The sequence below is a fragment of the Pararhizobium sp. LjRoot235 genome, assembly GCF_964254145.1.
Classification (GTDB): Bacteria; Pseudomonadota; Alphaproteobacteria; order Rhizobiales; family Rhizobiaceae; genus Pararhizobium.
In genome coordinates, this window is sequence record NZ_CAXUSP020000001.1 from 1 (window position 1) to 12,989 (window position 12,989).

Annotated in this window: 11 protein-coding genes; 2 read left to right on the forward strand and 9 right to left on the reverse strand. The window is 61.3% G+C overall.

Annotation, left to right across the window (positions count from 1 at the left end; translation table 11 throughout):
* Nucleotides 1-1,452 (forward strand): chromosomal replication initiator protein DnaA (gene dnaA / locus ACSQ2Z_RS00005; protein WP_436079318.1); only part of this gene is annotated, 1,452 nt, incomplete at its 5' end.
* Between the two features lie 247 nt (nucleotides 1,453-1,699).
* On the opposite strand, the gene ACSQ2Z_RS00010 is transcribed toward dnaA, so the two are convergent.
* A complete protein-coding gene (locus ACSQ2Z_RS00010; RefSeq protein ID WP_436079319.1) occupies nucleotides 1,700-3,091 on the reverse strand; it encodes a leucyl aminopeptidase family protein in 1,392 nt (463 codons plus the stop codon).
* Between the two features lie 141 nt (nucleotides 3,092-3,232).
* On the opposite strand from ACSQ2Z_RS00010, the gene ACSQ2Z_RS00015 reads away from it, so the two are divergent.
* Complete coding sequence (locus ACSQ2Z_RS00015) at nucleotides 3,233-4,057, forward strand: tetratricopeptide repeat protein (protein ID WP_436079320.1); 825 nt, start codon at nucleotides 3,233-3,235, stop codon at nucleotides 4,055-4,057.
* A 148-nt stretch (nucleotides 4,058-4,205) separates the two neighbouring features.
* On the opposite strand, the gene ACSQ2Z_RS00020 is transcribed toward ACSQ2Z_RS00015, so the two are convergent.
* From ACSQ2Z_RS00020 to ACSQ2Z_RS00055, 8 genes are all read right to left on the reverse strand, one after another.
* Nucleotides 4,206-5,192, reverse strand: a complete 987-nt coding sequence (locus ACSQ2Z_RS00020; protein WP_436079321.1) for a type II secretion system F family protein — start codon at nucleotides 5,190-5,192, stop codon at nucleotides 4,206-4,208.
* Nucleotides 5,193-5,203: 11 nt separating this feature from the next.
* The gene (locus ACSQ2Z_RS00025; protein WP_436079322.1) at nucleotides 5,204-6,214 is read right to left on the reverse strand and encodes a type II secretion system F family protein; all 1,011 of its coding nucleotides are present in this window, start codon (nucleotides 6,212-6,214) and stop codon (nucleotides 5,204-5,206) included.
* An 8-nt stretch (nucleotides 6,215-6,222) separates the two neighbouring features.
* Nucleotides 6,223-7,701 (reverse strand): CpaF family protein, encoded by a 1,479-nt coding sequence (locus ACSQ2Z_RS00030; RefSeq protein WP_436079323.1) that lies wholly within the window; start codon nucleotides 7,699-7,701, stop codon nucleotides 6,223-6,225.
* A 35-nt stretch (nucleotides 7,702-7,736) separates the two neighbouring features.
* On the reverse strand, nucleotides 7,737-9,026 hold the full coding sequence (locus ACSQ2Z_RS00035; RefSeq protein ID WP_436079324.1) for a CtpF protein: 1,290 nt from the start codon (nucleotides 9,024-9,026) through the stop codon (nucleotides 7,737-7,739).
* A 30-nt stretch (nucleotides 9,027-9,056) separates the two neighbouring features.
* Nucleotides 9,057-9,701 carry a CpaD family pilus assembly protein gene (locus ACSQ2Z_RS00040; protein WP_436082920.1) on the reverse strand — a complete coding sequence of 215 codons (645 nt, stop codon included), beginning with the start codon at nucleotides 9,699-9,701 and terminating at the stop codon, nucleotides 9,057-9,059.
* Nucleotides 9,702-9,803: 102 nt separating this feature from the next.
* Entirely contained in the window at nucleotides 9,804-11,324 is a 1,521-nt protein-coding gene (locus ACSQ2Z_RS00045) for a type II and III secretion system protein family protein (RefSeq protein WP_436079325.1), read from the reverse strand.
* Nucleotides 11,325-11,346: 22 nt separating this feature from the next.
* On the reverse strand, nucleotides 11,347-12,162 hold the full coding sequence (cpaB, locus tag ACSQ2Z_RS00050) for a Flp pilus assembly protein CpaB (protein ID WP_436079326.1): 816 nt from the start codon (nucleotides 12,160-12,162) through the stop codon (nucleotides 11,347-11,349).
* Nucleotides 12,163-12,334: 172 nt separating this feature from the next.
* Nucleotides 12,335-12,847: an A24 family peptidase gene (locus ACSQ2Z_RS00055; RefSeq protein WP_436079327.1), complete on the reverse strand. Its 513-nt coding sequence runs from the start codon at nucleotides 12,845-12,847 to the stop codon at nucleotides 12,335-12,337.
* Nucleotides 12,848-12,989 lie beyond the last annotated feature (142 nt).

Below are 12,989 nucleotides of genomic sequence, written 5' to 3' on the forward strand. Positions count from 1 at the left end.
ATGGGCCATAGCGCACTTTTCGAGCGGGTCAGTGCGCGTTTGAAAGCCCAGGTGGGCGCCGATGTTTTTGCCAGCTGGTTCGGCCGGTTGAAACTGCATTCCGTTTCAAAGAGCGTGGTGCGGCTCTCCGTGCCGACGACCTTTTTGAAATCCTGGATCAACAACCGCTATCTCGACCTGATCACGAGCCTCTTCCAGCAGGAGGACGCCGAGATCCTGAAGGTGGAAATCCTTGTGCGCAGCGCCACGCGCGGTGCACGGCCCGGCCTTCACGAGGATGCCCCGCAGGCAAATCACACAGACACGGTATCATCGGCCACGGCGCGCCGGGCATCGCCGCAGCCGCTTGCCCATCATGCGGCCGCTACGGTCAGCACCCTTCAGAAGCCGCAGCCGGTTGCAGGACCGCTGTTCGGTTCGCCGCTCGATCCGCGCTATACCTTCGAGAGCTTCGTCGAGGGCTCCTCGAACCGCGTCGCCCTTGCAGCTGCAAAGACGATCGCGGAGGCTGGCGCCGGTGCCGTGCGTTTCAACCCGCTGTTCATCCATTCGACGGTCGGTCTCGGCAAGACGCATCTCTTGCAGGCGATCGCGACCGCGGCGATCCAGAGCCCGCGTGTGCCGCGCGTCGTCTACCTGACCGCCGAATATTTCATGTGGCGCTTTGCAACTGCGATCCGCGACAATGACGCGCTTTCGCTCAAGGAGACGCTGCGCAACATCGATCTTCTGGTGATCGACGACATGCAATTCCTGCAGGGCAAGTCGATCCAGCATGAATTCTGCCATCTTCTCAACATGCTGCTCGACAGCGCCAAGCAGGTCGTCGTTGCTGCCGACCGGGCGCCGTGGGAACTGGAATCGCTCGACCCGCGCGTTCGCTCGCGGTTGCAGGGCGGCGTTGCCATCGAGATGGACGGCCCTGACTATGAGATGCGTCTCGAAATTCTCAAGCGCCGCCTCGACGTCGCCCGGCAGGACGATGCCTCGCTGGATATCCCGGCCGATATCCTAAGCCACGTCGCCCGCAACATCACGGCGAGCGGCCGCGAGCTGGAAGGCGCCTTCAACCAGCTCCTCTTCCGTCGCAGCTTCGAGCCGCAGCTCTCGATCGAACGCGTCGACGAACTGCTCGGCCATCTGGTCAATGCCGGCGAACCGCGTCGGGTTCGCATCGAAGATATCCAGCGCGTCGTCGCCAAGCACTACAACGTGTCGCGGCAGGAACTGGTCTCCAACCGCCGCACACGGGTCATCGTCAAGCCGCGCCAGATCGCCATGTATCTCGCCAAGACACTCACCCCCCGCTCCTTCCCGGAAATCGGCCGCCGTTTCGGTGGGCGCGATCATACGACGGTGCTGCACGCCGTGCGCAAGATCGAGGACCTGATCTCGGGCGACACCAAGCTCAGCCACGAGATCGAGTTGTTGAAGCGGCTGATCAACGAGTAGCACTGGTTCCCTCTTCTCCCCGCTGGGGAGAAGGTGGCGCCCCCGGGTCTTGCCTTCGGCAAGCCCGAGGACAGGCTGCGCGCCGGATGAGGGGGGCCGAAGGCACCCTTCTTCTCTGCGCTGGCTCCGGCTTCGCCGGCCCCCTCATCGCCTCGCATCCGCTCGGCACTTCTCCCCGCTGGGGAGAAGAGGGAGATCGGCGACCCCTTCCCGCAAATCGACGGATGGGAATATCCCCACTGCCGCCCTACTTCTTCCCCTTCCAAATCAAATGATAGAGCGCGCGGATTGCCTGCGCCTCGCCGCCAAGTGGCGAGTGCGGGCGCTCCGTCGGTGCCCAGCCGAAGATGTCGAAATGGGCCCAGCTCCTGGTGTTGGTGACGAAGCGCTTGAGGAAGAGCGCCGCGGTGATTGATCCGGCCATGCCACCGGAGGGCGCGTTCGTCAGATCGGCGATACGGGCCGAGATGTCCTTCTCGTAACCCTTGTAGAGCGGCATGCGCCAGAGCGGATCATCGACAGTAAGGCTCGCTTCGGTCAGATCGTGGGCCAAATCCTCGTCGTCGGTGTAGAAGGGCGGCAGGTCCGGGCCGAGGGCGACGCGCGCGGCACCGGTCAGCGTCGCCATATCGATGAGGAGATCGGTATCCTCCTCGTCCGCATACGCGAGCGCATCGGCAAGAATCAGCCGGCCTTCGGCATCGGTATTGTCGATCTGCACCGTCAGACCCTTGCGGCTGCGATAGATATCGCCCGGCCGGAAGGCATTGGCGGAGATCGAGTTCTCGACAACGGGCACCAGCACCCTGAGATCGACCTTGAGCTTCGCATCCATGATCATCAGCGCGAGTCCCATCACATTGGCAGCACCCCCCATATCCTTCTTCATCAGAAGCATCGAGGCGGCCGGCTTGATGTCGAGGCCGCCGGTATCGAAGCAAACGCCCTTGCCGACCAGCGTCACCTTGCGGTGGCCCTTCTTGCCCCAGCGCATTTCCAGCAGGCGCGGCGCCTCCGCGCTGGCGCGACCGACGGTGTGGATCAGCGGAAAGTTCTGCTTCAACAGATCGTCGCCGGACACGACGGAAACCTTGGCTTTATAGTGTTCCCCGAGCGCCCGGAAGGCCTCTTCCAACGCATTCGGCCCCATGTCGTTGGTCGGCATATTGATGAGATCGCGGGCGAGAAAGACGCCGGCAAGCTGGCGCTTGATATCGGCAGCGTCGGCATCGGCCGGGATCATCAGGGTCGGCACTTCGCTCGCGGCAGCCTTGTAGCGGTCGAAGCGGTAGGAACCGAGGCCATAGCCGAGCGCCAGACGGTTGGCCGTCAGCGGCGCCGTCTCGATATGCCATTTTCCGGCCGGCAACGCGCGCGCCAGCTTGCCGGTCAGGAACGGCGCTTCCGACGGATTGGCGCCCAGCCCGAACAGCGCACCGCCGAGCTGGCCGTCGTGCGAGGGGATCAACAGAACCGCGCCGGATTCCGCTTTGAAGCCCGCCTTTCGTGCCCAGTCGAGCGCGATCGGATCGATGGCGCCGAGATCGATATGGGCCGGTGTCACCGCAAAGATCGGCAGGGTTTTTCCGGCGCTGGTGTTGAATGGCGACGGACGGTCGGTGAATTGATAGGAGGCCATGAAAATCCTTGAGAAGGCGCGAGCAGAATCACCCGATTAACGCTCTATTAGGGTTAACAGATTATTGCTGGAGTGAAGATTGCGCCGATGCGTTGGGGATTGCGTCCGGTGTTCAGTCGAATAGCTCAAGGGGCATTGGCAATGACGTCACGCGGATACTCGTCTCTTTCCCATCACCCGTTTCTGAAAGCCGCCTCGCTTGCTGCCTTCGTCGCCCTTGCACTGTCCGGCTGCGCGACGCAGAAGAAGGAACTGACGACCGGCTCCATTCCAACAGCGAGTTTCTCCAAGCCGGTGCCGTTGATGAACGCGACGGAACTTGCAGCAGCGGCGGAGAGCATCGGTAAGGCCTATGAGCGCAATCCCAAGGACCGCAATGCGGGCCTGAACTATGCGAACATGCTCAGAATGACCGGCCGCAACGAGCAGGCGCTCGCGGTGATGCAGCAGGTGGCGATCAGCTACCCGACAGACCGCGAAGTGCTCGCCGCCTATGGCAAATCGCAAGCTGCTGCGGGTCAGCTGGAACAGGCGTTGAACACGATTTCCCGCGCCCAGACGCCGGACCGCCCGGACTGGAAGCTGAAATCGGCCGAAGGTGCAATCCTCGACCAGCTCGGCCGGGCGCCCGAGGCGCGTCAACGTTATCGCGAGGCGCTCGACATCCAGCCGAACGAGCCGACGGTCCTTTCCAATCTCGGCATGTCCTATCTTTTGAACAAGGACCTGAAAACCGCGGAAACCTATCTGAAATCGGCGGTCAGCCAGCCCGGCGCGGACAGCAGCGTAAGGCAGAACCTGGCGCTTGCCGTCGGACTGCAGGGTCGTTTTACAGAGGCCGAGCAGATTGCCCGGCAGGAACTTTCGCCCGATCAGGCGGAAGCCAATGTCAAATATCTGCGCTCGATCATGTCGCAGCAGAACGCCTGGCAGAAACTCTCCAAGGAAGACAAGGCCACGAACTGACACAGGTCAATTCAACGCTTAGCCTTGACGAAGGAAGGCGCAACCTGGATAATCTGAAGACCATCACCCAAAACTGCCCATGACAAAGCACCGCCCCTCGGAGAGCGGTGCTTTGTCATATCTACATTCTGCGGCCGGGTGCTTCGGCTCAGAATTTGTCCGAAACCTGAATGCCTGCCGGGCCGAGAATGACGGCGATCAGGACGGGTAGGAAGAACAGGATCATCGGCACGGTCAGCTTCGGCGGCAGGGCGGCCGCCTTCTTCTCCGCCTCGTTCATGCGCTGGTCACGGCTTTCCTGGGCAAGCACCCGTAGCGCCTGGGCGATCGGCGTACCGTAGCGGTCCGCCTGGATCAGCGCCTGCATGACCGCCTTGACTTCTTCCAGCCCGGTCCGGATCCCGAGATTTTCCAGTGCCATGCGCCGATCAGGTAGGAAGGAGAGTTCCGCAACGGTCAGCACCAGTTCTTCGGCCAGCGGCGCCGATTGGGAGGCGATTTCGTCGGCAACGCGGCGCATGGCAAGTTCCATCGAGATGCCCGATTCCACGCAGATCAACAAAAGGTCAAGCGCGTCCGGCCAGGCCCGGCGGACGGACTGCTGGCGTTTCGAAACGGCATTCGAAATGAAGATGTTGGGCGCGTAGAAGCCAAGATAGCCGATGCCGATGACAGCGAGGATCCGCATCGACAGCGGCTTTTCGCCGAGATAGCCAAGGCCGAAGATATAGAAGGCGCCAACAGCCAGAAACAGGAATGGGAGACTAACGCGGGCGACGAGAAACACGTTCAGTGCGTTCTGCGAGCGGTAGCCGGCCGATTTCAGCCGGTTGACGGTCTTGTCGTCGACCAGTGCCTTGCGCAGGTTGAGCCGCTCGACGATCTGGCGCACCGAGGTGTTGTTCTGGGCGCGGAGTGACGTCTTGCCGCCGGACACCTCCGCATTCAGGCGCGCGCGTTCGCGCGCCCGGATCAGTTCGCGCTCGGTGGCAACGGATTTCATCCGCTTCTCGAGATTTCCCTTTTCGAAAAGGGGAACGGCCAGGGAATAGAACGTCGCCAGCACCGCCAGCGCCACCAGCAAGGCGACGATGATGTTCGGATCCGTCAGGGTATTGATCATGCCCTCGCTCATGCCGGGCCTTCCTAGATGTCGAAGTTGATCATGTTGCGCATCACCCAGATGCCGATGCTCATCCACACCGCCGAGCAGCCCATGATGATGTGGCCGCGCGGATCGGTGAAGAGGATCATCATGTATTGTGGAGAGGTCATGTAGACCATAAAAGCGACGATGAACGGCAGGGCGCCGATGATACAGGCCGATGCCTTGGCTTCCATCGATAGCGCCTGGACCTTGGCTTTCATCTTCCTGCGTTCGCGCAGCACCTTGCCGAGGTTTCCGAGCGCTTCCGAGAGATTGCCGCCGGCCTGCGCCTGGATGGCGATGACGATGGCGAAGAAATTAACCTCCGGCAGCGGAATGCTGTTGATCATGCGGGCGCAGGCTTCCGGGATATTGAGGCCGACCTGCTGCGCCTCAATGATGCGCCTGAACTCGGTCTTCACCGGCTCCTGCCCGTCGCTGGCGATCAGCCGGACGGCATCGTTGAGCGGCAGGCCGGACTTGATCGATCGCACCATGACGTCAAGGGCGTTGGGAAATTCGTTGAGGAATGCCTTGCAGCGGCGGTTGACCAGGAAGTTGACGAACCAGCGCGGAACGCCGGCGGCACCGATGAGGAGAATGCCGGCAACGATCGGCAACATCGTCCCGGCGATCAATGCCATCAGCGCAGCAACCACGCCGAAGACGACGCTCGCGATGTAGAATTGCGCGATCGAGATTTTGAGACCGGCCTGCACTAGCCTGACCTTCATCGAAGGCTTCGCCTTCGCGGATTTCTCTTGCTGCTTTTTCTCAAGATCCTTCAGCGAATCCTGTACCGACTTTCGCCGCTTCGACATCTCGGCCATGCGGTCGCGCGCCGCCTTGACCTTGACCCGGTCCGTCTCGGCCGCCTTGACCTTGCGGACGCGATTTTCCGCCTTCTTCTCCGTTTCGATGCGCGTGAACAGAATGCCATAGGCAAGGCCGGCCGTTGCGAGCGCGACGAGACCGACGATAGCCAGAATGGTGATGTCTATTCCGAACATGAAAACGATCAGTCCTTTTCCATCGCGTCGAGCGTCGCGGCCAGCCGCTTGTCCTCGTTGAAATAGCGGGCACGGTCCCAGAAATGCGGGCGACCGATGCCGGTCGACTTGTGGCGGCCGATGATCTTGCCGTTGGCGTCCTCACCCTCGATCTCGTAGCGCATCAGGTCCTGGGTGATGATGACGTCACCTTCCATGCCGATGACTTCGGAGATGTGGGTGATGCGGCGCGAACCATCGCGCAGACGCGCTGCCTGGATGATGACGTCGATCGAACCGGCAATGATTTCACGCACGGTCTTCGCCGGCAGCGTATAGCCGCCCATGGCGATCATCGCTTCCATGCGGGCAAGGCACTCGCGCGGCGTGTTGGCGTGGATGGTGCCCATCGAGCCGTCGTGGCCGGTGTTCATCGCCTGCAACAGGTCGAAGACTTCCGGTCCGCGCACTTCGCCGACGATGATCCGCTCGGGGCGCATACGCAGGCAGTTCTTGATGAGATCGCGCATGGTGATCTCGCCTTCGCCTTCGATGTTCGGCGGGCGGGTTTCAAGACGCACCACATGCGGCTGCTGCAGCTGCAGTTCGGCCGTATCCTCGCAGGTGATGACGCGTTCATCAAGATCGATATAGCCGGTCAGGCAGTTGAGAAGCGTCGTCTTGCCGGAGCCGGTACCGCCGGAGATCACAACGTTGCAACGGACGCGGCCGATGATCTGCAGGAGCACCGCACCTTCCGGCGTGATGGCGCCGAACCTGACGAGTTGGTCGAGCTTCAGCTTGTCCTTCTTGAACTTACGAATGGTCAGCGCGGTGCCGTCGATGGCGAGCGGCGGGGCGATGACGTTGACGCGCGAGCCGTCGGGAAGACGGGCGTCGCAGATCGGGGACGATTCATCGACACGGCGGCCAACCTGGGAAACGATACGCTGGCAGATCGACAGGAGCTGTGCGTTGTCGCGGAAACGCACCTCGGATTCGATGGTCTTGCCGGCGACCTCGATGAAGGTCTGGCCGGCGCCGTTCACCATGATGTCGGCGATATCGTCGCGCGCCAGCAGCGGCTCCAGCGGACCATAGCCGAGAACGTCGTTGCAGATATCCTCGAGCAGTTCTTCCTGCTCGGAGATCGACATCGCGAAATTCTTGATCGTGATGATGTCGTTGACGATATCGCGGATTTCTTCACGCGCGCTCTCGTTGTCGAGCTTGGCAAGCTGCGAGAGGTCGATCGTGTCGATCAGCGCCGAGAAAACCTGGGACTTGGTGTCGTAGTAGTCCTCGGTGCGAACCGGCTTTTTCCGGATAGGCGGCGGAGATGGCTGCGTACGGGTTACCGGCATTGCTTCGCGGGCAGGCTCCGCAAGAACGGGCGCGGCCTGCCGCTCGGTTACAGCCACGGGAGCAGCGGCGGGCACGGGCGTTTGCACGGGGGCACTAACGGCACCACCCTTTCCGAAGCCTTCGTTTCCTCGTCTACCAAACATGCTCTAAAATCCGATTTTCGTTCAAATATCAGTTGTTATTTGTGCCCAAGCATCCCGAGCATCTTGCCAAGGCCGCCCTTCTTGGCCTTCTTGGCCGTCGCCCTGCCTGTCACGAGATGGGCGAGTTGCGAGAACGTCTCGGCCGTCGGCGCCTTCTTGTCGATCTCGGCGATCATCCGGCCGCTGTTGGCCGCATTGCCGAACAGAACGGCATCGAACGGAATGATCGCCACCGGCTCGATTTCCAGCGAATCACAGAAGTCGCCTGGTGATATTTCCGGCCGTTTCGGCATGCCGACCTGGTTCAGCACCAGATGCGGCATCTTGTCGTTCGGCCGGATTTTCTTCAGCGAATCAAACAGGTTCTTGGCATTGCGCAGGTTTGCGAGATCGGGCACGGCGACGACCACCACCTCGTCGGCTTCCGCCAGCACGGTGCGTGTCCAGTCCGCCCACAGGTGCGGCACGTCGAGCACGGAGACCGGCGCATTGCGCAAAAGGATTTCCATCAGCGGCTGAAACGCCGTCGCGTCGAAATCATAGGGACGATCGAGCATGGACGGCGCCGCAAGCAGCGACAGGTGCTGCGAGCACTTGGTCAGGAGGCGATCGAGGAACACCTCGTCCAGGCGCTCCGGCGAGAAAACCGCTTCGGAAATGCCCTGCGGCGGATCCTGGTCGAAATTGATGTTGGCGGTACCGTAGGGCAGGTCGAGATCGGCCAGCACCACCTCGGTCGCGAACAGGTTCGAAATGCCCCAGGCGCAATTATGGGCGAGCGTCGAGGAACCGACACCGCCCTTGGCGCCGATGAAGGCAATGCTGCGGCCGAGCGGCTCGGCTTCCGGATCGACGAAGATGGCGGCGATGGCGCTCAGAACATCCGGCATGGCGACGGGTGCGACGATATATTCGGAAATGCCGTTGCGGATCAGTTCGCGATAGAGCGGAATGTCGTTGTAGCGGCCGATGATGATGACCTTGGTCGAGGGATCGCAGACAGCGGCGAGCGGTGCCAGTTCCGCCAACAGCAGGCGCGGCTCCGTCGATGTTTCGAGAATGATCAGGTTTGGCGTCGGCGCGCTCGAAAACATGTTGGCGGCAGCGGTAATCGAGCCGCTGTTGATCCTCAGGCTGACCTTGCTCATCCGCCGGTCCTGGCCGCAGCGCTCCATCATCCGCTGCACCGCTTCCGTTTCGCAGAAGGCATGCACCGAGATGCGGGGAAGTGGCCGCAGGTGATCGACATCGCTCGGGCGGACCGCATCGGCGAAGCCGTCCGGCTCACCGGAGGCGGTCTCTATCTTGTAGTCAATCGTGCTCATGGTGCTGTCCCGTCAAACTGCGCGATTTTGTCAATTGTCGCTGTCCGTCTCAATGCCGCGATAATCACTGATCACCTGGCCGCGCTGAACCGCGTCGATCGGCGACATGGCGCGCGGACCGAGCAGGTCCATCGGGTTGGAAACCTGCGCGGCCAGATTGGCCTGGCTGGCGCATCCGAAATTCTCATAGTTCTTGTTCTCGATCGTATTGGCGACCAGATCCTTCGGCCAGTTGCCGCAGGGTGCTGTCTTTGCCGTAATCGCCGAGTAGCTGAGCCGGATCGGTGCGGCGTCATCGTCGCCACCTGCCTGATAGCTCGCCTCGGAAAGCCGCTCCGCCGGAATGCCGGCTCCGACCAGCACACCACGGATTTCCTTGCGCAGCGCCGATGCGGCGTGGGCATTGGCCGAGCCGCTCGGCACCAGGATCTGCACCGTGCCGGTGGCCGAATTGCGATAACCGGACGCAAAACCGCGGATGACGTCGCGCGCGCCCAAGGTCAAGTGCCTGTCGCTGGAGGCTACCGGCACATCGATTGCATGTTCCGCTTCGGCAATCACGATCGGGTGGCGGGTGCGGTAATCGTCGGGCAAGGCGCCGGTCGACATGCCGTCGCGGCTGGCACAGCCAGCAAGCGTCGTGCCAGCCAGCAGCAAGGCGCCAGTCGCCAGCATGCGTGCGAAACGAGCCGAACCGGTAAAGGTGTTTGGCCGCATGGTCGAGTGCCCCTTGATATTGCGGTTCGCGATGATCTTGGTCGTCATGTCCGGTCCCGCTTATTTGTAGATGAAGCCGACATTACCGTGATACTGCCCGACCGGGGCCGCCTGACGGTTGCCGTAGATACGATTGACTTCGCCGAGGAATGCGCTGGACAAATCATCGGTCGGATTGAAATTGTCATCCGGCCGCGACAGGTCTCCGCGCGCCACCGGCTTGACCAGATAGGGCGTCGCGATGATCACAAGCTCCGTCTCGTTGCGCACGAAATCCTTGGAGCGGAATAGTGTCCCGAGAACCGGGATCTTGGAAACGCCGGGGAGACCGGACATGGCCTGGCGGATATTGTCCTGCACCAGACCGCCGATCACGATGGAGCCGCCTGAGGGAAGTTCGACGCTGGTGGACGCCTTGCGGCGGCGGATCGACATGTAGGTCTGACCGGGAACGCTGACCGCATTGGCATTGACGACCGAGCCTTCCCAGGTGGGTTCGGAAACCTCGGTGGCGATTTCGAGACTGATGCGGCCGGGCCCGAGCACCACCGGCGTGAAATCGAGACCGATGCCGTACTCCACCGTCTCGTTGGTTCGCGTTATGGCGCCCTCGTCGTCGATCTCCTGCTCGGAGGGCAAGCGATATTCGCCGCCGACGGAAAAGCTCGCCTTCTTGCCGGAGATCGCGGTCAGGCTTGGCTCGGCGAGCGTGCGCATGACGCCTGCCTGCTCCATGGCGTTGATATAGCTGGCAAAGCCCATTGTACCGGAACCGATCGTCCCGGTGACCGAAGAGGCTATGGCATTGACCGCGTTGCCGAGGTTGGCCGGGTTGCGGAACGTGATGCCGTCGCCGCTCGTCGAACTCCGGATCGAACCGCTGAAGCCAAGTTGCTTCAGAACCTGGCGCGACACTTCGGCCACGGTCACCTTCAGCATGACCTGGTCCTCGCCATCGATCCGTAGAAGATTGACGATCTGCGAAGCCTGACGGTCTTCAGCGAAAATGTCCGCGTCGCCGTTGGTACCCTGGGCGGTGATATTGCGCGTCGTAGCTTCACCACCCTTGATGAAGGCCCTGGCGAGCTCTTCGACGCGGGTCGAATCCAGCGGCGTGCGGACGGTGCCGGTCAGCACGATGTTGTCCGAGATGATTTCCACCTTGATATCGGAATCGGGCAGGAAACGACGCAGATTGGCCTCAAGGTTGGAAATGTCGCGCTCGATCTCCAGATCGAGGCTGACGATCTCTTCGCCATGTGGACCAAACACGAAGATGTTGGTCTGGCCGACCATTTTTCCGAACAGATAGATGCGTCGCGAGGTTCGCGTGACGGCGTCCGCCAGCGTCGGATCGGCAACCAGAATATCATGTGCATCGGTCGGCAGATCGATGACGACGGCCTTGTTCAGCCCCAGCCTGATGGTTTTCTTGACGCCGGGCCCGCTTTCGGCGATGCGCACCAGCGACTGCGACGCGGCTTCTGCGGTAAATGTCTGAGCAGGCAGGCCGGAAAAGGCCAGGCAAAAGGCCAGTCCGCCGGCAACAGAGCTGCGAAGTTTTCTTCCGATCGGGTTCACGTTCCGCTCCTGCTCACGCATGCTAGTTCGCTTCGTTCATGGATGAGCTGCCATCGCTCTTGACGATGGAACCCGATTTGATGACCTGGATGGAGGGGCGGCCGTCGCCGCTCAAGAGATAGTCCGCCGCGATGGTATCCGGTTCCTGCGCGTCGGCGACGCTGCGCAGCGCCAGCGACAGACGCTCGGCCATCTGCTGGGCGACCGTCATGACCTTGGACTGGTCCGGCGTCAGTTCCAGCGTCGCGGTCGTGCCGACGACCGACTTCGACCCATCCTCCTTTTCCTCGATCTGCTGGTCGATGGCGAGCACGCGGACGTTGCTAAGAACGGTTTCGGTGAGGAAGGAACCGCCTTCCGATTTGCGCACCATGATCACATCGACGCGGTCGTTCGGCAGGATGAAGCCGCCGGCGCCGGTCGCAACGGTGATCTCGGTGGCAACGGCACGCTTGCCGGCCGGCAGCAGCGCCGACATGATCCGGCTTGACGAGTCGGCGATCTTTTCCTGCCGTACCGGCTCCCCGTTGAAGATCGGCAGGCGCACGACGACGCCTTCAAGATCCGTGACCGCGTTCGGCCGAAGCTCTTCGGTAATCAGCCCATCGACAACGCCGTCTTTCGGCCAGGATATCCAATGAATGGCATTCGGATCGAGCCTTGAACCGACGGGCAGGCTCTTGCTGGCGACAAGAACGTTGACGGTCGGTTCGCGCTCGATAACCGCTTCGGCCGAGCTTACGACGGCCTTGCCGCTGCTCAGCTTCAGTGCCAGGAATCCAGCCAGCCCCGCCGACACGACGGCCACCGCCAGAATAATAACGCGCACCGGTTTCATGATCTGTCCCTGCTGCAGCCCGAGAATATGCTCGCCGCAGAATGATCAGGAATTGGTGTAATTATGGTTAACGCACTGCTTATATTCGTGGTTAATGAATGATTTGCGCCGCAAACGGCGTCAGCGCGCGTGCGCCCGCGCAATCCCCACGGATCAGGATGATACGAAGACGTTAATGCAGTTGAGAGAGCGCTGCCTGCATCAGCGGCGATGCGGGATAGGCAAGAAAGCCGCCGAGGCCGATGGCAATGCCGTAGGGGATCTTCTTGGCTGTGAAAAGCAGATGCGGCACCGGCAGGCCTGAGGCGAGGATGGCGTTTTCCTGCTTGCGCATCATCAGGATCAGAAGCGTCAACAAACCGCCGAAGATCGAGACATAGAGGACAAATTGGTACAGGGAATTGTTAAAACCGAACCAAACGGCGCTGGCCGTGAGGAGTTTGGCGTCTCCTCCGCCCATGATGTTGAGAGCAAATAGTGTGAAGCATGCCAAAAAAACGATCAGGCCGGCGAGCAAGTGCATGCCAATAACAGGAAGACCAAGGCCGGCCAGCGGCGCGACCACGATGAACGCGCCAAGCAGAATCGCCGAGACGCGATTAGGGATCGTCATCGTGAAAAGATCGGAGAAAGCCGCAACCGCCAGACACAACGGCAGAATCACGAAAATGGCAGCTTCGATCATGTATGCCCCGGTTATTCGCGTTGTGCGGGCACCGGTCCTCGAGTGAATGGGCCACGACCGCATGCTCAAGGGTATGCCCTTTGATTTAAGGAATTGCCAATCCGGCGATCGAATAAAGCGTCTCCAAACGAGAAAGCCGCCC

Bases quoted from the DNA above. Each gene is read 5' to 3' on its own strand.
- ACSQ2Z_RS00010 (WP_436079319.1), bottom strand. From the start codon at position 3,091: ATGGCCTCCTATCAATTCACCGACCGTCCGTCGCCATTCAACACCAGC.
- ACSQ2Z_RS00015 (WP_436079320.1), top strand. From the start codon at position 3,233: ATGACGTCACGCGGATACTCGTCTCTTTCCCATCACCCGTTTCTGAAA.
- ACSQ2Z_RS00020 (WP_436079321.1), bottom strand. From the start codon at position 5,192: ATGAGCGAGGGCATGATCAATACCCTGACGGATCCGAACATCATCGTC.
- ACSQ2Z_RS00025 (WP_436079322.1), bottom strand. From the start codon at position 6,214: ATGTTCGGAATAGACATCACCATTCTGGCTATCGTCGGTCTCGTCGCG.
- ACSQ2Z_RS00030 (WP_436079323.1), bottom strand. From the start codon at position 7,701: ATGTTTGGTAGACGAGGAAACGAAGGCTTCGGAAAGGGTGGTGCCGTT.
- ACSQ2Z_RS00035 (WP_436079324.1), bottom strand. From the start codon at position 9,026: ATGAGCACGATTGACTACAAGATAGAGACCGCCTCCGGTGAGCCGGAC.
- ACSQ2Z_RS00040 (WP_436082920.1), bottom strand. From the start codon at position 9,701: ATGCTGGCGACTGGCGCCTTGCTGCTGGCTGGCACGACGCTTGCTGGC.
- cpaB (WP_436079326.1), bottom strand. From the start codon at position 12,162: ATGAAACCGGTGCGCGTTATTATTCTGGCGGTGGCCGTCGTGTCGGCG.
- ACSQ2Z_RS00055 (WP_436079327.1), bottom strand. From the start codon at position 12,847: ATGATCGAAGCTGCCATTTTCGTGATTCTGCCGTTGTGTCTGGCGGTT.